The organism is Pseudomonas sp. MWU16-30316, from assembly GCF_020515645.1.
GTDB lineage: Bacteria > Pseudomonadota > Gammaproteobacteria > Pseudomonadales > Pseudomonadaceae > Aquipseudomonas > Aquipseudomonas cerasi.
In genome coordinates this window covers 234,301-256,242 of the sequence record NZ_JAIZAZ010000008.1, presented here as the reverse complement: position 1 = coordinate 256,242, position 21,942 = coordinate 234,301, and the positions used below count along the sequence as shown (strand labels likewise).

Below are 21,942 nucleotides of genomic sequence, written 5' to 3'. Positions count from 1 at the left end.
TCACGCCCGTGCTCCAGCGCCCGTGGGAGCGAGCTTGCTCGCGAAAAGGCCGGTACAGCCGCCAGAAGGAGTGCACTTGAACCAGGGAATGCCGTTCTGGACGCTCTGCGTCCGATCTTGAATGTCTGATTACACCGGTCAAAGCGTATTTTATTTTATTGAGCAACGGCGTGCTGTAATGCACGTCCTTTCATATTTGTAATCTTCCCGTCACCTCGGCGTTATCTTCGCCACTTCAAGATTGTGCCCCACTGGCAGCGTTCGGGTTAATAAAAACAGCCAGATCGACATGTTTATAACAATCTGCCGATTAGACGGAGCGCACATGACTCAACTTAAAACACTATCACTGGCCCTGTGCTCGACCCTTGCCGGTGTCGCACCGGCTGCGGTATTCGCCGAAGAACAGAAAGAAGGCTTCATCGAAGGCAGCACGCTGACGGTACTCAACCGCAACTTCTACATGAACCGCGACCACCGCAACGGCGAATCCAGCCCTACCGGCAATGGTTACTCCGAAGCGTGGGCGCAAGGCATCATCGGGCGATTCCAGTCAGGTTTCACTCAAGGCACCTTCGGCGTCGGGGTCGATGCATTTGCCATGATCGGCATCAAGCTCGACACCGGTGACGGCCGCAACGGCGGCCGCAGCGCATTCGACGTGCTGCCGGTCGATGGGGAAGGCCGCGCCCGTGACGAATACACCAAGGTAGGTGGCTCGCTGAAGGCCAGAGCCTTCGACACCGTCGTCAACGTGGGCGATGTGTTTCCCTCCACCCCCGTGGTTGCCTTCGGCGACTCCCGTCTGCTGCCGGAAAGCTTTCGCGGCGTTACCGCCGTCAACAACAGCATCAGCGGCCTGACCCTGCAAGGCGGTCGCCTGCACGCCATGAGCCAGCCCGTTTCCAGCAACATGCGCGACGGTTTCGTCACCTTCTACGGCGGTGCCGTGGACTCTCCATGGGTTGCCTACTTCGGCGGTGACTATCAGGCCACCGACAGGCTGAGCCTTGGCCTCTACACCAGCCGACTCAAAGACGCCTGGGATCAGAAATACGCTTCAGCGTCCTACGTGCTGCCGCTCTCTGACGACCTGTCGCTGACCAGCAGCCTGAACTACTACAACGCCACCGACGAAGGCAAAAAGCTGCTCGGCGAATTCGACAACGACATCTGGAGTGCAAAAGTCGCACTGCAATACGGCGCACACACACTGTCGCTTTCGCACCAGCGCAACGAAGGTGATGATGACTTCGACTACCTCCGGCAGTCCGACTCCATCTACCTGGCCAACTCCATCCAGTACAGCGACTTCAACTCACCCAAGGAGCGCTCGTGGATGGTCACCTACAACCTCGACATGTCCACCTTCGGCGTACCCGGCCTGTCGTTCATGACCCGCTACGGCAAAGGCACCGACGCCGACTACTCCAACGCCAACAGCACCTACATGCGCCGCGACGCACAAGGCAACCCGCTGACCGATCAAAAACGCTGGGAGCGCGATATCGAAGCGAAATACATCGTGCAGACCGGATCACTGAAAGACCTGTCGCTGCGCGTACGCCAGGCAACGACTCGTGCCACGGCGTTCGAATCGGATCTGGATGAGGTGAGGGTGATTGTGGAGTATCCGTTGAGTGTGCTTTGAGGGGGGTGATTGAGTGAGGCGTCCTTTGGGGCGCTTTTTTTGATGAGGCGTGAATATTTTCACAGTCCCGATCTTATACGCTATATAGGAAGGGCATGCGCTGCGGAATTATGTCGCCCATCCTTGCTAATGTTTTTGCAAATAATGAAGCCCGCATTTGAAAAGTTTGATGTTTTGGTTGTTGTGAATATCCTGATGTTTAAGTTTCGTTATAAGTTTTAGTTGTTGAGGCCGGTTTCTATCTTAATGACATGCAGCCGTCAATTTCAAAGCTTTCAGAGTTTATTATAAAAATTACGAAATGATTTTCTACTTTCAAGGGGACCCAGCTTCGCAACGCCTCATCCTTTGAACCTTCAAGCGATGCTGCACATAGGTCTGCGCCATTAAGCTGGCGCCCTTGGGCTGCCAGGTTGTTGGCTCTGAATTCTATAATTGATTTTAGCGTGTTTTTGTTTTGATCATCATAGACAGATACTTCTGGAGCTAGCAGAAAGGAATATCAGATATCTTTGATTTGCTGATTAATTCGCGTGTGATGGGATCGCATAGATTCGAAGAAACGTATGATTTGAAGTCGACTTTTTCTATGATGTCTTTAGCGTTCATTTGGATTGAATGCCTTAATTTCACGATTGATTTGCTTTAAGTAGTAATCTACTTGCTCTCTAATCCTAGCCGCAAAAAGCTCCTGTGGCCAATTTCTTCAAAGCTTGGGTGCACATTTACATGCGTTAGAAAACATACCGAATGGGCTACTCTTATGTAACCAACATTTCTATATACTGCCCCTGAAACCTCAGGTTCTGCTCGACCTCGTTCACCAGTATATTTCCTTACCTGCCTCAGGCAGTATCGCATTGATAAGTTAGTGGTCAGCATTTCTCTTGTAGGTGATTACAGGTAACAGAGTTATTCAAGCTGGAAAAATTAAATGTGATGGTTGATATATTTTTGTAGTTGTTTTTGAGCAAAGTCCATTTGCTCAACTAGAGGGTTTTCATAATCGCTGTAGATTTCTAGGTATTCTCTTGGTGAGCTTTTAATTAGGTTCTCTGTTAAGCAATCTTTTAATAGATCTCTTAGAGTGTTCTCATAGCTTCTTATTATTGCGTGCAGATAAGATTCTCCGCGCATCAGTTCGACATTTCTCAAGTCGACCAATATGCTTTTTATTAATGGCTCTAGCTCGTTCTTGCTCATTTCTTCCCTCCTAGGGAGTTCTAATTGTTTTAATACCCACGATCCAAGATTCTGGCCAGTTTTGTGGCATCAGGATTTGATCAGCCCCACCTTTAAATATCGTGCCTGACTTCGTTACTTGCGGCGCTACTGAGCCGATATTTAAAATTGTGCCTTTAGGTATCAGTATTTTTGCCTCGAACTGTCGCGTATTTTTCCATTCTGGTAATAACGCAGCGTCCAGCTTTGCCTGTATTCGGCTTGATGCCGGAGATGTGGAAACAAAGCCTCCGCTTGCTTTTGCATTTCCACCAAATACACGGTACACATAGATATCTTGTGTAGTGACTACAGTCTTATATTTACCATTTGTAAACGATTCTGCAACCCAGCTAGGCAAATTTGCCTTTTCGACTGAAGAGTATTTTCCTTTGAGACTTTCACAGCTCAAACCAAAGGGATCGACCCAGCTGGTAGAGCTTGGGGCATAGCTATAAAGATTCAGACCCCCACTCAACCCAATCGGATCCTGCGTAATAAACCGCCCAGTCCCCGGATCGTAATACCGAAACGTGTTGTAGTGAAGCCCCGTCTCGACATCGAAATACTGCCCCTGAAACCTCAGGTTCTGCTCGACCTCGTTCACCACCAGCTTCTCAATCGCCCCCCACGGCCGATATTTGGCCTGCCAGACGATCTGCCCTTCGGCGTCGGTCATCTCCAGTGGCGTACCGATCTGATCGGTGTGGAAGTAGTAGACCTTGTTCTCTGCCTCGCCCTCTTTCTCATCAACACGGGCCAAAGGCGCATAGCTGCCGGGCTCGTACAGATACAGGCTGCTCTGCCCAGGACTTTCTTCACGCAACATCCGCAATCCCTGCCAGAGAAAGCGTTTCTGGCCGGTCTGCCCCTTGATCTCCCACTGTTTGCCAACGCGCCTGCCCAGGCTGTCGTACTGGTAGCTGCTGGTGCTTTCCACCTGACTGTTGGCCATGGTCTCGGTTTTGACCAGGCGGTTTTCGCAGTCGTAGGTGAAGGTCTGCCAACGCACGATGCCGACGATTTTCTCGACCAGGTTGCCCCACGCGTCGTACTTGTATTCGTGGTTGCTCCACTTTTTGAGGCGGTTGTCTTTGACGCGGTCGAAGCGGCTGGTGTTGAAGTTGAGGCGGTTGCCAGCGGCGTCGTAGCGGAATTCTTCGCCGTCGAAGCGTTTTTCGGGGTTGTGTTCAAGCAGGCGACCGTTGGCTTCGTACTCGTACGTGACTTCGCCACGCAGTTTGTCGAGGGTGCGGCTCAGTTCGCCGGCCGGGTCGTATTCGTAGCGGCGGTGGAGCGGGTTGTAGGCGTGCTCGATGTAGCGTTCTGGCTTAATGAGCGGGTTCTGGATCTGTGACAGTTTTTCCGCGGGTAGGGTGGTTGCGTACTGCCAGGCCTTGCGGCCAAGGGCGTCGTAGCCGAAGCAACTGGTGAGTTTGCCCTGCGTGCGATAGATCTCGCGGTGCAGGTCGTCGCGCTCCATGTCGCTGATCAACTGGCCATCGAGGTTCAGTTGATGCAGGTGACCGCTGCCGTAATACAGGTGATTCAGGTGCTGGCCGGTAGGAAGGGTCAACGTGGTCAGGTTGCTGAGTGGATCGTAGTCGTAGGCCAGCGCGCCCTGGGGCGACGATTCCTGTGTCAGGCGGCCCAGAATGTCGTAAGCGAATTCCAGTTTTTCAGCCGTGACACCGATCTTTCTGCCGCCGTCAGTGGGTGTGCGCTGAATGGACAGCAGGCGGTCGCTGTCGTCGTAGGTGAAATCCTGACGGGCGTCGTCGTTGAGTCTGGCCAGCAAGCGGCCAATCGGGTCGCGCTCGAAATGCGTGCTGCGCTGTGGTCGCTCACCTTTCTCGCTGTAGCCGATTTCCTCGACCTGAGTCAGGTGTCCGCCGAGGTTGTAGCTGAAACGGCGGGTCAGTTGGTCGATGCGCTTTTCTTCGATCAGCCGGTCGGAGTCGTCGTAGGCGAATGTGTAGGTGGCGTCGTTTTCATTGATCAGCGCGGCAAGGCGCAGGGCCTTGTCGTACTGGTAGCCTACGATAAAACCCTTGGGGTCCTGGCGTCTGATCGGCAGGCCACGGGCGTTGCGTGCCAGATGCGTGGTCTGGTCCTTGCCGTTGGTGTGCGTGAGCACCTGGCCGTGGGCGTTGTAGGTGAAGCTCTCGCGGGTGCCGTCCGGATGGTTGATGCTCAGCACTTCGCCGCCGGGTTTGCGTTCCAGTGTGGTGGTGTTGTTCAGGGCATCAGTGACGGCGACCAGTTGATCGCGCTCGTCGTAACGGTACCAGGTGCTCTTGCCCGAGCAGTCCTGGAAGCGCTCGACCTGCGCCAGGTTGTTCCACCACAGGTATTTGGATTTGTAGGTCGCATCGATGATGGTGTGTGGCAGGCCATCTTCGCTGTTGAGGTATTCGGTCTTTTGACCCAGCGCGTCGATCTCGGCAACCAGATTGCCTTTCGAATCGTAGCGGGCCGTCCAGATGGCGCCGTCAGGGTAAGCGATCTGTTTGACCAGTGTGGTCTTGTAGTGATGCTGATAACGCGTGGTTCGGCCCAGCGGGTCGGTTTCTGCGGTCAGGCGTGACAGATCGTCGTATTCGAAGCTCAGTTGATTGCCGTCAGGCAGCGTCAGACCGGTGATATTGCCGGTGTCGTCCAGCGCGATACGGTACTGCTCACCGCCGAAATCAGTGCTGGCGATGACGCGACGGTCCTTGTTGTAGGTCACCTCGGCGCGACGCCCCAGCACATCGGTTACGCGCGTCTGGCGCGCCTCGAAATCATAATCGAAATGAAAGTGCTCGCCGTCGCTGGTCCAGTGCTCGACCACGCGCGGCTTGCCGTCGAGAACTTCCCAGCGGTATTCGCAACTGAGCCCCAGCGCATTGGCGTGGCGGGTCATCAGGCCATCGGTGTAGCTGAAGTTGCGCACCGAGTCGCCATTGCGGTTGTACACACTGTTCAACTGGCCATTGTTGTCGTAGCCATAGCGCACCAGTGTCTCGACGGCCTGGTCGCCGACGATTCGCTTGACGGTGCTCAGACGGTTGGTCACCTCGTCGTAGTGCAGGTGCACGCGATGCCCGCCGGTGGAGCAAATGTCGGTCAGAACGCCGTCTTCGCTGCGTACGAAATGCAGAAAATGACCGAGGGCGTTTTCGACGCGTTGCAGGGGAACTGGCTGGTTGTCGTCGGGCACTTCACCGAAGTAGTAAAAGACGTTATCCAGTGTTTGCAGCAGGTAATGACCACCCTCGGTACGCACCAGGTACAGCTGTTCCTGTGCGTTGTAGATGCGCTGGTTGTAGTCCAGTGTCACGAAGGGCACGCTGCGGCCCTGATTGTCGCTGAGGTACAGAAAGCTGCCCTTGCGCCGCAGGCTTTGTTCCCAGGGCAACACCCAGCCCTTGCCCAGCGCGCTGTCGACATCGAGGTCGCTGGCGTAGAAGCGTGTCCACTCGATCGGCATCAGGCCGGGCAGGCTGAAATCGGACTCGTCGATCAGCAGTTTGCGTCCGGTGGTGGTGTCGACCGGGTTGCCGTGCAGGCCGCCCAGCACTTTTTCGGCCACGGGGGCGACGCCGAAGCGAAAAATGGCGTCCCCGAGAAAGACACCGCCCATAAACTGCAGCGCGCAAGGGCCTGCCGCTTTCAGACCGGCCTGCATGCCCAGCTTGGCAATGCTGAGCACGGCCTTGGCGCCGCCGGCTACGACCAACAGAATGTCCACGGTGTAGCGGGCCATCGCCGAGACTTCGTCGTCCACCGGCAGGTAGCGTTGGGTACCGCCGCCGATGAAGACGTTGGGCGAGCCGGTGCCGATCTTCGCGCCGCAGGTCAGCTTGTCGCCCTTGCGCGCAGCGGGCTGGCCGTTGATGAAGACGTTGCTGGAGCCTTCGGCCACCTTGACGATCGGCGAGTGCTTGTCACACACGGCAGTGCTTTCGATGGCAAAGGCAGCGGGGCGGCCATTGATGAACACGTTGGGCGAGGCAGATTCGATCTGCCCCGCGGGAGAGCTGAAGGCGCTGCCGATACTCTCCCCGATACTGGCGATGGCATTACCGGCCAGGCCGACTGCCATGGCCAGTAAAAAACCGCCGAACCCGCACGTGGCGAAGGTGAGCGAGACATACGCCACTGCCGCGATGCCCACGATCGCTCCGAGCACAAAGCCCGCCATCGCACCGGTGTGTTCGATCTCATCCAGTAACCGCGCTGCCTCGAACATCGCCGTTACTCCTGCGGGCTGCGAGTAGTTGAGGTGCGATCACCTGGCGTGACGCTGATGTTCTGCAACGGATAGTCCATTAAAGCGTGTCCTGTCAGCGATGAAATAGAGTTCAGGGGGCGGTCAGGCCTTCAAGCATGCTGTCAAAATCCAGCAACCAGGTTTTCAGCGCGGGCTTTTCGGAGTCAATCACGCAGCCCACGCTCAGCCATTGGCGTTCGTTGTGATCGGCACACGGCACGATGGCACCGATCAGGCGTCCATGCCGCTCTTCAAGGCCTGCGCGAAAATGAAAATCCAGCGCCAGCGCGGCATTACCCGCCAACAGCGTTTCATAGTGGCGAATGACCTGGACTTCGCCATGCAGTGGCTGCAGCGCCTTGACGGCTTCGGCGAACGCTTCGGCAAGCGTTGCCTCTTCAGGTACATCGCGACGCTGAATGGAGACGACGACAGGCTCTCCGCCCACTTGAACGGTGGCTTCAATCGCGTTGCACTGGAAACCTTCCGGAAAGCCGAAGTGGAACCCGCCGAAATTGAAACTGCAGGGCGCGTCGAGCAACGGCTTTGGAACAGGGATGAGCGCTTCGACACGTTCAAGTGCCTGCTGCGCGGCAGCATGTTCGGCTGCCTCACGCGCCAGGGCTTCGTCAGCCAGTCGGCGCTCGGAGATGCGGTCGTAGAGACTGGTGCGCGTCATATGGCAGGAACCTTGTTCGTCAACATCTACATGTCCTTATGCAGGGCGGCCCCAGTGGCTGCCATTTGCAAGTTGACGATAAGTACTTGCACGGGTGGTTTGTATCTCCAGCGGTTACCCGCTTGCCTGGAAGTGTCTGAAAGTCCCGTGTGAAGAAGACTACGGACACAGTCTACTGTCGAAGGCTGAATCGTTTGACCTTTTCCCAAATGAAAGTTCAGTGTGGGCCGGGCAAAGCTCCAGAAGGCTCTGCCCTGAGCCTTCCGGGGTTTAAATAGTTGTTTGAAACCCTATTTAAGCGACTTGAGTTCCACCTCATCCTCCCGCCGATGCGCCCACTGATACAACGCTGGCAACACCAGCAACGTCAGCGCTGTCGACGACAGAATCCCGCCAATCACCACCGTCGCCAGTGGTCGCTGCACTTCGGCGCCAGTCCCGGTGGCGAGGGCCATGGGGATGAAGCCAAGGGAGGCGACCAGTGCGGTCATCAACACCGGGCGCAGGCGGGTGAGGGCGCCTTCGTTGATGGCGTTGTGCAGCGAGTGGCCTTGTTCGCGCAGGCTGCGGATGAAGGCGATCATCACCAGGCCGTTCAGCACCGCCACACCCGACAGGGCGATGAAGCCCACGCCTGCGGAGATCGACAGCGGAATGTCGCGCAGCCACAGGGCCATGACGCCGCCGGTCAGGGCGAACGGGATGCCGGTGAAGACCAGCAGGCCGTCCTTGAGGTTGTTGAACATCATGAACAGCAGCGCCAGTACCAGCAGCAGCGCCACCGGCACGACGATCTGCAGGCGTTTGGCGGCCGATTGCAGTTGCTCGAACTGCCCGCCCCAACTGGTCCAGTAGCCGGCCGGGATCTGCACGCCGTTGTCGATGGTGGTGCCCGCTTCTTCGACAAACGAGCCAAGGTCGCGACCGCGCACGTTGGCGCTGACGATGACCACACGCTTGCCGTTCTCGCGGCTGATCTGGTTCGGCCCGAGCACCAGGTCGAGGCTGGCGACCTGGGACAGCGAGATGAAGCTGATCTGCTGGCTGCTGTTGGCACTCGCAGGCACCGGAATGAGCAGGCTGGAAAGCCCGTCCACATCGGTTCGCAGTTGCTCGGAGAGGCGCACCACCATGTCGAAACGGCGGTCGCCCTCATACAGCGTGCCCGCCTGACGACCGCCCAGCGCAATGGCGATGGCGTCCTGCACATCGGCCACGTTGAGGCCGTAACGCGCGGCCTTGTCGCGGTCGATGTTGATGGTCAACACCGGCAGCCCGGTGGTCTGCTCGACTTTGACTTCCGAAGCACCCGGCACTTTTTGCAGGGTGGCGGCGATTTTTGCGGCGGTCTGGTTCAGCACGTTCATGTCGTCGCCGAAGACCTTTACCGCGACATCGCTACGCACCCCCGAAACCAGTTCGTTGAAGCGCAACTGAATAGGCTGGGACAGTTCGTAGTTGCTGCCCGGCACACTGGCGGCGGCCTTTTGCAGGTCGGCTATCAGTGCCTCGCGGGATTTGTCCGGGTCCGGCCATTCGCTTTGTGGTTTGAGCATCACGTAGCTGTCGGAGATGTTGGGCGGCATCGGGTCGGCGGCGATCTCGGCGGTGCCGGTGCGGGCGAATACGCGCTGCACTTCCGGGACCTTTTCGACGATGGCTTTTTCCAGACGCTGCTGCATGTCCACCGACTGGGTCAGGCTGGTGCCGGGCACACGCAGCGCCTGCAAGGCGAAGTCGCCTTCGCTCAGGCTGGGGATGAACTCGCTGCCCATGCGGCTGGCGGTGAAGCCGGACAACACGATCAGCACCAAGGCCATGCCGAACGCTATTGAGCGATGCCCCAGTACCCAGCTCAGTATCGGCGCGTAGCGCTGGCGAGCGGTGCGCATCACAAAGCCTTCTTCTTCCTTGACCTTGCCGGTGACGAACATGGCGATGGCGGCAGGCACGAAGGTCACCGAGAGGATCATGGCACCGAGCAGGGCGATGACCACGGTGAAGGCCATCGGGTGGAACATTTTGCCTTCCACTCCGGTGAGGGCGAAGATCGGCAGGTACACGACCATGATGATCAACTGACCGAAAATCAGCGGCCGACGCGCTTCTCTTGCGGCGGCGAAGACCTCATGGAAACGCTCGCTGCGGGTCAGCATGCGGCCGTGCTTTTGCTGGGCATGCGCCAGCCTGCGGATGGCGTTTTCGACGATCACCACCGCGCCATCGACAATGATGCCGAAGTCCAGCGCGCCCAGGCTCATCAGGTTGGCGCTGACCTTGTTGGTGAACATGCCGGTGAAGGTGAACAGCATGGCCAGCGGAATCACCATGGCGGTGATCAGCGCAGCACGGATGTTGCCGAGGAACAGAAACAGAATCACGATGACCAGAATCGCGCCTTCGATCAGGTTCTTTTTCACTGTTGCGATGGCTTTTTCGACCAGGTTGGTGCGGTCGTAAACCGTTACCGCTTCGACGCCTTCGGGCAGTGTGCGATTGATGTCGGCGAGTTTGGCGGCCACGGCCTGTGACACCGTCCGGCTGTTTTCACCGATCAGCATGAACACGGTGCCGAGCACCACTTCGCGGCCATTTTCGGTGGCTGCGCCGGAGCGCATTTCCTTGCCGATGCCGACCTCGGCCACGCTGCTGATTCTGATCGGCGTGCCCTGCACGTTGGCAATGACGATGTTGGCGATGTCGTCCACGGTGCCCAGCTGACCCGGTGCGCGAATCAGTAACTGCTCGCCGCCACGTTCTATATAGCCTGCGCCAACGTTGGCGTTGTTGCGCTCCAGCGCTGCCACCAGATCGTTCAGCGTCAGCTTGTAGGCGGCCAGTTTTTTCGGATCAGGCGCGATCTGGTACTGCCTGGCAAAACCGCCGATGGTGTTGATCTCGGCCACGCCCGGTACGTTGCGTAATTGCGGCTTAATGATCCAGTCCTGAATCACCCGCAGGTCGGTTGGCGTGTACGGCGTGCCGTCCTCCTTCAGCGCGCCCTCGCGCGCTTCGACTGTCCACAGGAAGATCTCGCCGAGGCCGGTGGAGATCGGCCCCATCATCGCATCGACGCCTTCCGGCAACTGGTCCTTGGCGATCTGCAGGCGCTCGTTCACCAGTTGGCGGGCGAAGAACAGGTCGGTGCCGTCCTCGAAAATCACCGTGACCTGCGACAGGCCCGAGCGCGACAGCGAGCGCGTCTGTTGCAGGCCGGGCAGGCCCGCCATGTTGGTTTCGATGGCGAAGGTAATGCGCTGCTCGGTTTCCAGCGGCGAGAAGCCGGGCGCAGAGGTGTTGATCTGCACCTGTACGTTGGTGATGTCGGGGACCGCATCGATGGGCAGTTTCTGGTAACTGGCGATGCCCAGCCCAGCCATGAGCAGCACAGCAAGCATCACGACGATGCGCTGTTCAATCGCGAATTGAATCAACCGTTCAAACATGTGGGTGTACTCGTGGGACGCAGATCAATGGGCGTGCTCGGCGGAGCCTTTGCCCAGCTCCGACTTGAGGATGAAACTGCCAGCGGTGGCCACTTGTGTGCCGGCCGCCAGGCCCTTGACGATTTCCACGTGGCCACCATCGCGGCGGCCCAGTGTCACCGGCGTCAGTTGAAACCCTTCAGCGTTGCGCACGAAGACCGAGGGTTTGTCCTCGACCGACTGGATCGCCGTTTCGGGAAGACTGACCGCCACACTGGCCTGCTCGGCGGCGACTTCCACCGAAACGAACAGGCCGGGACGCCATGCGCCCTGCGGGTTGGCAAGGGTCACGCGCACGGCGGCAGCGCGGGTCTGCTCGCCCAGCAGGCTGCCGACGTAGCCGACTCGTCCTTCGACCCGGGCATTCAGGTCGGGCGCACTGACGATGACCGGACGACCGACCACCACCTTGTCCAGATCCCTGGGCGCTACGCCGAAGGTGGCCCAGACACGCGACAGGTCGGACAGCGTGAAGGCATTGCTGGCCTCGCTGACCATCTCGCCGATGCCCAGATGCTTTTCCACGACCACGGCATCAAACGGTGCGATCAGCTCGTAGCGGCTTCCCGCCGAAGGATGGGTGCTGGCACCGATGGCGCTGATCTTCTGCCGCGCGTTGGCCAGGTTGATGTCGGCTTCCTGAAAGTCCTGACGGGCCTGCAAGTAATCCTGCTCGGCCGAGATTCTGTCTTCCCAGAGCTTCTTTTCGCGTTGCAAGGTCAGGCGCGCCAGTTCCTGACGTCGTTGTGCAGCGTTCAATTCGCTGCGTTGATCGGAAATCTGCTGGCTGGCAATCACCGCCAGCACCTGGCCCTTCTTCACCGATTGACCCAGATCGACCTTCACCGCTTCGACCACGCCGCTGACCCGCGGCACGACATGCGCAGTGCGGTCTTCATCGAAGCGGATTTCACCGGGGAAGGTCACGGTCGTGCTCATCTGCCGGGGTTCTGCGGTGGCCAGCTCGATGCCTGCCGCCTTGATCTGCTCGGCAGTCAGCTCGATGTGTCCCTCATCCTCTTCGTGAGAAGCTTCCGAGGCTGCGGCGTCCGATTTTTTCGCCTCGTCGGCGTGGCCTGGCTCTTCAGCATGGCCCTGCCCGGATTCATGCGCGTGCTCATCGGCTGACGGTTCTGGTCCGGCTGCGAACGGCAGCCTCTGCGGGTTCAGGGTCAGACTGCCCAGACCAATGATGACCACCACCGCCAGCGCGATGGCAATGCTTCGTTTGTTGTTCATGAAGGCTCCCGGCGATCAGGTGCGTGCAGCACTTTTGGATACGCTCGATACAGGCGGAAAAGGAAAGTCAGGGGTTGAGGCTGAAACGGTTGAGATCACCGTGGATTCGCTCGATGGCGACTCTGGCGTCGGTGGCGGTGGCCAGCGATTCGAGGTACTGGCTGCGCGCCGAGATCAGCGTTCGTTGCGCGTCCAGCACTTCGAGAAAGCCGAACTTGCCCATCTCGAAACCGCGCGTTGCCGTGTCGACGGCACGTTGCGCGGCGGGCAGGATCACGCGGTCGAAGGACTCGACTTCCTGCGCGGCGGTGTTCCATTGATCGAGGGCTGACTGCGTCTGGGTGCGCAGCTTCAGTTCGACGGCGTTACGCAGGTCGCGCGACTGATCGGCACGGCGTGATGCCGCGAGCACGTTGCCCTGGTTCCGGTCGAATAGCGGGAGCGGCATCGACAGGCCCACGACGTTGACCCGCTCGCGCTCTTCGCGGCTGTACTGGCTGCCGACGCTGACGGTCAGGTCAGGGATGCGCTTGGCGCGCTCCGAACCCAGCGCGGCTTCGCGCTGCTCGATCTGGGTCTGCGCCAGGCGCAGCTCGGCGGACTGATTGAGGGCGGTCAGTAGCTTTGCGCTCGGTGGCAGCTTGCCTGGCGACAGGTCGCTGTAGTCCAGGTGCTCGAAAGAGGCGAGCGGCGAACCGGTGGTGCGCGCCAGTTCCCGGTTACTGCTGACTTTCAAGGTCTCGGCGCGGCGTACCAGCAGGTCGGTTTCGGCCAGTTGTACCTGGGCGCGTGTGGCTTCCACCGGTGACACCTTGCCTGCCCGAACACGCCCCTCGGCAACCTGCAGGCCGCGTTCGGCCAGTGCTCTGGACTGGCGCGCCAGGTCCAGACCTGCCTGCGCCCGCGCCGCTGCGTAGAACGCCTGAACCACTTCGGCCCGCAGTTCGTTGCCGCGACGCTCCAGCTCCAGCCGGGCGGCGTCTTGGCCCTTGCTGGCGGCCTCGATGCGCGCCCCGCGCTTGCCGCCCAGTTCCAGTGCCTGGCTGAGCATCACGGTGGTGGTGCTGGTCTCGCGGCGGGTGTCTTCCACTTCCCATGACACGGTCGGGTTGGGGATCAGCCCGGCCTGTTGCCGATCACCCTCGGCAACGCCGATCTCCCACTGGGCTGCGGCAAGTTCCGGGTTACGGGCGAAGGCTGCCTCCAGTGCCTGAGCCAGGCTGATGCCTTGGGCTGCGGCGATGCCAGGGGCAACAAGCGGTAACAACACCAGGCACAGTGCGGCGACTCTCATAGCGCACTCCCTGCCAATCGATCTATACGCTGAGCGCGCACGTTATTCTCCAGTCGCATGACTCACCCCATCGAAAGCAAAAAACAAACAGGCACCAGGGCGCTGAAGTTGGCTGAGGGGACTTTATGCAGCCGGAGTTATCAGAGGGATTGCTGCAAAATTACGATTTTGTTATCCAGCGGGATGGGCGTTTCTTTTCAGTACACTGCACGGCATCGTCATTCATCGTTCATCAAACAGGAAGCCTGGTTATGCGAATCCTTGTCGTCGAGGACGAGCCAAAAACTGCCGAATACATGCATCAGGGGCTGACCGAAAGCGGCTATATCGTCGATATCGCTGCAACCGGCCTCGATGGTCTCTATCTCGCGCAGCATCAGGCTTACGATGTGGTGATACTGGACGTGAACCTGCCGGAGATGGACGGCTGGGAGGTGTTGAGCCGCCTGAGGAAGACCGTCAGTACGCGCATCATGATGGTCACTGCACGAGGCCGTCTCGAAGAGAAGGTCAAGGGCCTGGAAATGGGCGCCGATGATTACCTGGTCAAGCCATTCGAGTTTCCCGAGTTACTGGCACGGGTCCGCACGCTGATGCGCCGCAGCGAGCAGACCACCACGTCCAAGGTGTTGCAGGTCGGCGATCTGGAGCTGGATCAGGGGCGCCACAGGGCCTTCCGTGGCAGCCAGCGCATCGACCTGACGACCAAGGAGTTCGCGCTGCTGCACCTGTTGATGCGGCACAGCGGCGAAGTCATGTCGCGCACCCAGATCATTTCTCTGGTCTGGGACATGAACTTCGATTGCGACACCAATGTGGTGGAGGTGTCGATCCGCCGTCTGCGGGCGAAGATCGATGATCCTTTCGAGACCAAGCTGATTCACACGCTGCGTGGCGTCGGTTACGTACTGGAAGTGCGTGAATGAAGCTGACCCGTCTTTCGACACGCCTCGGATTGACGGTCGCGGCGCTCATCGGGTGTCTGGTTCTGGTCATGGAAATGCTTGCGTACACAGCCATTTCCCGTCAGCTCGATATACGTGCCGAAGACAGTTTGAGCGAGAAGTTCAGGCAGATCGAACACAGCATGAGCGAGGGGTTTCTGGGCATTGAGGACATCGTCCAGTACCCGCACACGCTGCGTGACCAGATCGTCGGGCATGACAGCTTCTCGCTGACCATTCTCGACGCGGGCAACCCTCGGCAAGAGCTGATGAGCGTTGGTAACGTAGAGGGGCGAAATCTGCCGGTTCCCGATACCGATGCGCTGCCGCCAGGCTTTCAGGAACTGAAATCCGCCCAGGGCCACAAGATTCTGCTGGGTTACAGGGCCGTACGCCTCAAGACCGGTCAGGACGTGCTGGTCAGGCTGTCCATGGACAGGGAAAGCGACACCGCGCTGTTGCACGCTTACGTCAGATCGACCTGCATGGCCTTGCCGGTAATTCTGTTGCTGGTCGGCTTTGGCGTCTGGTGGGTGGTGCGTCGCGGGCTCAGGCCGCTGCGGGCATTCAGGAAAGTCACCGCGCTGATCTCGGCCCGCGACCTGTCTCATCGCATGAAAGTGAAGGGCCTGCCTGACGAGTTGCGCGACCTGGCACATGCCGTCAACTTCATGCTGCACAGGCTGGACGGCGATGTGCAGCAATTGGCGCAGTTCTCGGACGACCTCGCGCATGAGCTGCGCTCGCCGATGAACAACCTGATGGGTCGGGCGCAGGTCACGCTGTCCAGACCGCGCCCGTCGGAGGAATACAAACAGGCGCTGGAATCCTGCAGCGAAGAGCTGGAGCGCATGTCGCGCATGATCAGTCAGATGCTGTTTCTGGCCAGCGTCAGCCAGCCCTCAGCGCCATTGCCGGTCGAGGTCATCGACCTTCGCGAGGAGGCAGACAAGGTCGCCGAACTGTTCTCCTCCTCGGCGGAGGATCGCGACATCACCCTGCAGGTTCATGGGCACGCCAGGGCGACCGGGGACAGGCTGATGATTCAGCGAGCGATTTCCAATCTGCTGTCCAACGCCATTCGCCATGGTCTGTCCGGCAGCGTCATTACCCTTACGCTTGCCACGCACGAAGATGAAGTGTCACTGGCGGTGCGCAATGCGGGGGATGGCATTGATGCCGAACACCTGCCGCGCCTGTTCGATCGTTTCTATCGGGTGCATGTCAGCCGCGCGCGACAGCAGGGCGGGACCGGGCTTGGGCTGGCGATTGTGCGCTCCATCATGAGCCTGCATGAAGGGCAGGTGACGGTGCAGAGCGAGCCGGGCCAATTCACCACGTTCAGCCTGATCTTTCCTAAACTGGTGTAATGCGTCAGGTTGGTGGTCGTTCTTCAAGAACCTTTCGCTGACCCCCTGCTCATAGTGTGTGAGCGGGTATTGCCCGGATGCTTCAGATGAAGCTGAACCTATAAGGATGGACGTATGACAGTTGCTTTCTGGTGCGTGCTGGTCGCGATCCTGCTGCCGATTATGTGTGCCGGTATCGCCAAGTTCGGCAGCGGCAAATTCGGCAGTGGGCATAACCATGATCCGCGTGCCTTTCTCGACAAGCTGGAAGGGTTCCCGCGCCGCGCGCATGCTGCCCAGTTGAACAGCTTTGAAGTGACCCCGGCGTTTGCCGCAGCGGTGATCATTGCGCACATTGCCGGTAACGCGCAGTTGGTGACCATTGATGTGCTGGCGGTACTGTTTATCACCAGTCGCCTGCTGTACATCATTTTCTACCTGGCCGATCTGGCCGCACTGCGCTCGCTTGTCTGGCTGGTGGGCATGGGCCTGATCATCGCGTTGTTCGGGGTATCGGCTTTCCCGGCCGCTTCCTGACAGGCTGTTCGCGACGCTGCCGATCATGCGCAGCGTCGCGACCTGATCAATCGTCTGGCTGGACTTTCTCGAGTTCGGTCTGCGCTTCCTGCAATTCCTTGCGCGAATCGGCGAGCTTGTCCTTGCGCTTGTTGATCTTCTCCGGATCGCCCTTTTCCATGGCCTTGTTCAGGTCGGTCTGACGGCGGCTGACTTCCTGCTTGGCGTCGAGCACCTTTTGCTTGCGCTGTTTGATCAATGACGTTTCGGTGCAGTTGGCGTTGACCTCGGCGAGTGCCTTTTCAAGGCCGGCCTGTTCTGCTTTGTTGCCCTCGGTCTTGGCATCCTGAATCTTGCTGCTGATCTCCTGGCTTTTGATCTGGCATTCGGACGGCACCGGGGCCTGAGCGTCTGCAAACACGGTTGTGGCGAGCAGCGTGCAACTGGTGAAAAGAATCAGTGGTGATAAAAACTGCATATGAACTCCGTTTGAATACGGACAGAAAAATGAACGTCCGCTACTTAAAACCTGAAATGCTCTGTGCCTGCAATTGCTGGCTCAGTGCCTGTACCTGCGGGTCCTGAAAAAAAGCCCTGAGCCTGGCTGCGCGACCAGGACCGATGCCTGGCTCTGCTTGCCATTGCTCCACACTGCGTTCAGCCAGATCGTGCCAGTTGTCGGGCAGTCTGGCGCCTCCGGTGGGCGGCAGTCCGATGGCCTTGAGCCATGTCTGAAACGGCCGTTCGCGTGCGGTCTGCAGGCTGTTGAGCAGTTTAGCGCTACTGCGTTCAGCGAAGCCGGGAATGTTAGCAAGCTCAGCATGATTCAGGGTCATCCAATCGAGTAAGCCCATGATTTGGCCGTTCTCGATAAGCGTGTTCCAGGTCCCTGGACCCACGCCGGGCAACGCCAGGCCTTTCTTGCCGCTGAGCCATGCCAGTCTGGCGCGGAACTGGCTTTCACAGCCCGGTGTGGCTTGCCAGCAGCTCAGTTCATGAAAGTCTTCGGCTCGCGGAATGATTATGTCGGCTCGTTCGGCAGCTCGGGTCACCACCCCGTCGAGTCGTGGGATCGTCAACCCGGCCAGGCTCACGGCGATCTGATCGCCAGGCCTGATATCCAGTGTTTGCCAGCGCTGCAGCGAGCCCGTGCTGATGCGGCTGACAGTACGGTCGTCGAGGCGTACCGGGGTCAGCTCCAGCACCGGCGTAATTCTGCCGCTGCGGCCGATCTTGAAGTTGACCTTGCGCACCTCGGCCAGCGCCTGGGCGTAGGGATGTTTCCAGGCGGCGATCCAGTAAGGCGCACTGGCTTGCCAGCGTTGCGCGGGTGGACGTTGGCCTTGACGCATGATCACGCCATCGGTGGCGAACGGCAGGGGATTGCGATACCAATGCTCGCGCCAGCGTGCGGCCTTGGCGTAGTTTTCCAGTGGGTGCGAATAGGCCGCGCTGTCCTCAAAACCCATGGCTTGCAGGCCTGCGAGACGTTGCGCCATATCGCCAGGCCCGTTCGGCCAGTCCCAGACGAACAGCCCGATGGCGTCGGCCTGCTGCGGGCTGATTGTCTGCCGCGCCAGCAATCCCGCGACCTTGCTGCGCGCGTTGACGCTGCCGGATGCTGACTGAATATGGTCGTCCAGACGCCAGTACAGCTCGCCTTGCAATATTGCGGAGTCAGCCTGGGGCAGTTGTTGAGGAATGGCCTTGATCAGTCGCGCCTGCGAGGTCCAGTCCTGCCCCTTGCGCCCGTCACCACGACTGATCGCCTGCACAAGCTGGCCGTTTTCGTAGACCAGGGTGACGGCTACGCCATCGACCTTGGGTTGAATCCACAGATCGTTGCGGCCCTTGAGCCAGTCCTTGACGCTGCTTTCGTCGGCCAGCTTGTTGACGCCCGTGTGCGCAACGGGATGAGGCAACGGGCCGGCTGCTGTCTTTAGCGGATCGGCCTCGGGGGTGGAAACGGCAAAGCACGAGCGCCACAGGTTCAGCTTCTGCCGCGCCTGATCGTAGAGCTCGTCCGGAATGGGCGAAATGCCCTGGCGGTGGTAGCTGTCGTCCCACGCAGCCATCTGCTGTTGCAAGTTTGTGACCTCGCTGCGCGCCTTGGCTGCAGACCAGTCAGGGCATTGACTGGCATGGCCGAGGCCGGGCAGAAGAAACACAAGAGCGAACGTCATCAGGCGACTGGTGGGCAGCATCGAAGCATCCTTGCTTTAGGAATGGGCTCGATGAGGCTAGTCGTTGTCGTGTGGTGAAGGGGCAGGGCTTGGTTACCGGGTTTTGCGATGGAGCAGGCGGCATGTCCACGCAGAGTGCTCAGTGACTGCACCGGCGTCTTCGTGAGCAAGCTCACACGCCCTTCGGGCAGAAGCGCAGATCATCGGGCACGATAGTTGAGGTTATCGTTCCTCACGCTCCAGCGTGGGAACGCAGTTCTCGACGCTCTGCGTCGTCAAGAGGACGCGGAGCGTCCAGAAAGGCATACGACGCAGAGCGCCGCACGATAGTCGCGACTGTACCGGCGTCTTCGTGAACAAGCTCACACGCCCTTCAGGCAGAAGCGCAGAGCATCGGGCACGATAGTTGAGGTTATCGTTCCTCACGCTCCAGCGTGAGAACGCAGTTCTCGACGCTCTGCGTCGTCAAGAGGACGCGGAGCGTCCAGAAAGGCATACGACGCAGAGCGCCGCACGATAGTCGCGCCGGCACCGGCGTCTTCGTGAGCAAGCTCACTCCCACGCCCTTCGGGCAGAAGCGCGGAGCATCGGGCACGATAGTTGAGGTTATCGTTCCTCACGCTCCAGCGTGGGAATGCCTTGGGTGACGCTCTGCGTCAAAAATCTGCGGCGCGCCGCATTTTCTTGATCGGACTCGGACCGTCCATATCTCCAGACGAAAAAAAGCCCCGAAACGACCAGGTCGTCCGGGGCTTTTTTCTGGGTTTTTACAGGCCGGCAGCTGCGCGCAGGGCGTCGGCGCGGTCGGTTTTTTCCCAGGTGAAGGCGGTGAAGGTGTCATCGCCAACGGTCATTTCGACCGGGATACGACCGAAGTGGCCGTAGGCTGCAGTGGCCTGGTACATCGGGTGCAGCAGGTCGAGCATGGTGGTGATTGCGTAAGGACGCAGGTCGAAGTTGTCGCGGACCAGTTTGATGATCTTGTCATCGGACAGCTTGCCGGTGCCGAACGTGTTCAGCGAGATCGAAGTCGGTTGAGCGACGCCGATGGCGTAGGACACCTGGATCTCGCAACGCTCGGCCAGGCCGGCAGCGACGATGTTCTTGGCCACGTAACGACCGGCGTAGGCGGCCGAGCGGTCAACCTTCGATGGGTCCTTGCCGGAGAAAGCGCCGCCGCCGTGACGGGCCATGCCGCCGTAGGTGTCGACGATGATCTTGCGGCCGGTCAGGCCACAGTCGCCTACCGGGCCGCCGATGATGAAGTTGCCGGTCGGGTTGATGTGGAACTGGGTGTCCTTGTGCAGCAGGTGCGCAGGGATGACGTGTTTGACGATCAGTTCCATCACGCCTTCGCGCAGGTCCTTGTACGACACATCCGGGTTGTGCTGGGTCGACAACACGATAGCGTCAACGCCGACCACCTTGCCGTTTTCGTAACGGCAGGTAACCTGGGATTTGGCATCCGGGCGCAGCCACGGCAGCAGGCCGGATTTACGCGCTTCGGCCTGACGCTGCACCAGCTGGTGGGAGAAGGTGATCGGCGCTGGCATCAGCACGTCGGTCTCGTTGCTGGCGTAGCCGAACATCAGGCCCTGGTCGCCAGCGCCCTGATCTTCAGGTTTGCTGCGGTCAACGCCCTGGGCGATGTCTACCGACTGCTTGCCGATGATGTTCATCACGCCGCAGGTCGCACCGTCGAAACCGACGTCGGAGCTGTTGTAGCCGATGTCGAGGATGACGTTACGCACGATGTCTTCCAGATCGACCCAGGCCGAAGTCGACACTTCGCCAGCGATGATCGCCACACCGGTCTTGACCAGTGTTTCGCACGCTACACGGGCGTATTTGTCTTCAGCGATGATGGCGTCCAGAACCGCGTCGGAAATCTGGTCGGCGATCTTGTCCGGATGCCCTTCGGACACGGACTCGGAGGTGAAAAGTGAGTATTCGCTCATCTCTACGGGTTTCCTTCATTTTACCGATGGTGAGTGTCGCCAGCCGGTCGCTGAAAATGGCGAACCTGGATCTGGAAACCATTACGTAAGCCTACATAGAGGCTTTCCCCGGGAACTAGCCCCGCAGCGATGGCCCAACGGGCCAGGTCTTCCTGCTCGAAACCTAACCAGAGATCGCCACAGGCCTCCCTGGCCCAACTCTGGTCATGACTACACAATTCTGTTACCAGCAGGCTACCGCCGGGTTTTACATGTTCGGCCAGTTGCCTCAAGGCTTCGGCCGGTACCGCGAAATGATGCAGCACCATGTTGAGGACGACGCAATCGGCACTGACTTTAGCGTCGGTCAGTGCATCGGCCAGCCTCAGCTCAACGTTAGCCAGCGCCTTGCGCTCGCAGACGCCACGCGCCAGGTCCAGCATCACCGGGCTGTTGTCCATCGCGATGACCTGACCGAAGCGCCGCGCCAGCTCAGGGAGGAAGCCGCCGTCACCGGGGCCTACTTCCAGAGCGGTTGCCTGCGCACCAAAGCTCAGTTTGTCGAGCAGGGTAAGCAGGCTTTCGCTGTACTGCGCCAAACCGGCGATCAGGTCCTGCTGGGCGCGAAACTTTTCTGCGGTACGGGCGAAAAAATCCTGACTGGCCAGTGCCCGTTGCCGATGCACCAGGCCGATACGGCTCTGTACGTCGTCCGGCAAGTCCAGCGTATCCACTTCGTCGAGCAACGCCGCATGCAGCCTGCCACCCGGCAATTCGGTGTGGGGCAGGGCGCGCCGGTAGAAAATCGCGTTGCCTTCACGCCGTGTCGCGACCAGGTCAGCCTGCGCCAGCACCTTGAGGTGATGGCTCATGCCGGACTGGCCGATAGCGAAAATCTGCGCCAGTTCCAGCACGCCGAACGAGTCGTTGGTCAGCACACGCAGCACGTTCAGCCGCAAGGGATCGCCGCCGGCCTTGCACAATGCAGAGAGGTCGTCGCATGCATCGTGGCGAATGGCAGGTACACGCAGGTTCATAGCTGCGCAGTCTAGAGAGCGATCCGGAGTGTCGCAAGGGCAATATCAAAAAGTTTTGATATTGCTGGATGGATGGCGCCGGTCAGGCGTTGTGAACTTGTCGTGCGGGCGGGTGATCCAGTCTTTGCGTGGCAAATAATGTCCGCAACCCC

At 59.3% G+C, this 21,942-nt stretch carries 14 protein-coding genes; 4 read left to right on the top strand and 10 right to left on the bottom strand.

Going from position 1 to position 21,942, the window contains the following annotated elements:
- Positions 1–325 precede the first annotated feature (325 nt).
- On the top strand, positions 326–1,651 hold the full coding sequence (locus tag LCH65_RS22890; protein WP_096105764.1) for an OprD family porin: 1,326 nt from the start codon (positions 326–328) through the stop codon (positions 1,649–1,651).
- A 930-nt stretch (positions 1,652–2,581) separates the two neighbouring features.
- On the opposite strand, the gene LCH65_RS22885 is transcribed toward LCH65_RS22890, so the two are convergent.
- From LCH65_RS22885 to LCH65_RS22860, 6 genes are all read right to left on the bottom strand, one after another.
- On the bottom strand, positions 2,582–2,854 hold the full coding sequence (locus tag LCH65_RS22885; protein ID WP_058409197.1) for a hypothetical protein: 273 nt from the start codon (positions 2,852–2,854) through the stop codon (positions 2,582–2,584).
- A gap of 10 nt (positions 2,855–2,864) precedes the next feature.
- A complete protein-coding gene (locus LCH65_RS22880; protein WP_226439821.1) occupies positions 2,865–7,106 on the bottom strand; it encodes an RHS repeat-associated core domain-containing protein in 4,242 nt (1,413 codons plus the stop codon).
- Positions 7,107–7,218: 112 nt separating this feature from the next.
- The gene (locus LCH65_RS22875; RefSeq protein ID WP_054081745.1) at positions 7,219–7,806 is read right to left on the bottom strand and encodes a hypothetical protein; all 588 of its coding nucleotides are present in this window, start codon (positions 7,804–7,806) and stop codon (positions 7,219–7,221) included.
- A 290-nt stretch (positions 7,807–8,096) separates the two neighbouring features.
- Positions 8,097–11,252, bottom strand: a complete 3,156-nt coding sequence (locus LCH65_RS22870) for a CusA/CzcA family heavy metal efflux RND transporter (protein ID WP_226439820.1) — start codon at positions 11,250–11,252, stop codon at positions 8,097–8,099.
- 24 nt (positions 11,253–11,276) lie between these two features.
- Entirely contained in the window at positions 11,277–12,530 is a 1,254-nt protein-coding gene (locus tag LCH65_RS22865; RefSeq protein WP_187810108.1) for an efflux RND transporter periplasmic adaptor subunit, read from the bottom strand.
- Positions 12,531–12,597: 67 nt separating this feature from the next.
- The gene (locus LCH65_RS22860; protein ID WP_058416040.1) at positions 12,598–13,824 is read right to left on the bottom strand and encodes a TolC family protein; all 1,227 of its coding nucleotides are present in this window, start codon (positions 13,822–13,824) and stop codon (positions 12,598–12,600) included.
- A gap of 251 nt (positions 13,825–14,075) precedes the next feature.
- Between LCH65_RS22860 and LCH65_RS22855 the strand changes: the two genes are divergently transcribed.
- From LCH65_RS22855 to LCH65_RS22845, 3 genes are all read left to right on the top strand, one after another.
- Positions 14,076–14,750 (top strand): heavy metal response regulator transcription factor, encoded by a 675-nt coding sequence (locus tag LCH65_RS22855; RefSeq protein WP_003372647.1) that lies wholly within the window; start codon positions 14,076–14,078, stop codon positions 14,748–14,750.
- Entirely contained in the window at positions 14,747–16,138 is a 1,392-nt protein-coding gene (locus tag LCH65_RS22850) for a heavy metal sensor histidine kinase (protein ID WP_003432467.1), read from the top strand. The genes LCH65_RS22855 and LCH65_RS22850 overlap by 4 nt, the downstream gene beginning before the upstream one ends.
- A gap of 114 nt (positions 16,139–16,252) precedes the next feature.
- Entirely contained in the window at positions 16,253–16,654 is a 402-nt protein-coding gene (locus LCH65_RS22845; RefSeq protein ID WP_003372643.1) for an MAPEG family protein, read from the top strand.
- Between the two features lie 46 nt (positions 16,655–16,700).
- Here LCH65_RS22845 and LCH65_RS22840 read toward each other — a convergent pair whose 3' ends face one another.
- The 4 genes from LCH65_RS22840 to LCH65_RS22825 all read right to left on the bottom strand — a co-directional run bounded on the left by LCH65_RS22840 (position 16,701) and on the right by LCH65_RS22825 (position 21,790).
- On the bottom strand, positions 16,701–17,111 hold the full coding sequence (locus LCH65_RS22840; RefSeq protein WP_003432477.1) for a DUF1090 domain-containing protein: 411 nt from the start codon (positions 17,109–17,111) through the stop codon (positions 16,701–16,703).
- A 40-nt stretch (positions 17,112–17,151) separates the two neighbouring features.
- Entirely contained in the window at positions 17,152–18,837 is a 1,686-nt protein-coding gene (gene ligB / locus LCH65_RS22835) for an NAD-dependent DNA ligase LigB (protein ID WP_226439819.1), read from the bottom strand.
- Between the two features lie 746 nt (positions 18,838–19,583).
- The gene (metK, locus tag LCH65_RS22830) at positions 19,584–20,774 is read right to left on the bottom strand and encodes a methionine adenosyltransferase (RefSeq protein ID WP_003372639.1); all 1,191 of its coding nucleotides are present in this window, start codon (positions 20,772–20,774) and stop codon (positions 19,584–19,586) included.
- Between the two features lie 20 nt (positions 20,775–20,794).
- Positions 20,795–21,790, bottom strand: coding sequence for a metalloregulator ArsR/SmtB family transcription factor (locus LCH65_RS22825; RefSeq protein ID WP_003316359.1), 996 nt, complete (start codon positions 21,788–21,790; stop codon positions 20,795–20,797).
- Positions 21,791–21,942: the final 152 nt, after the last annotated feature.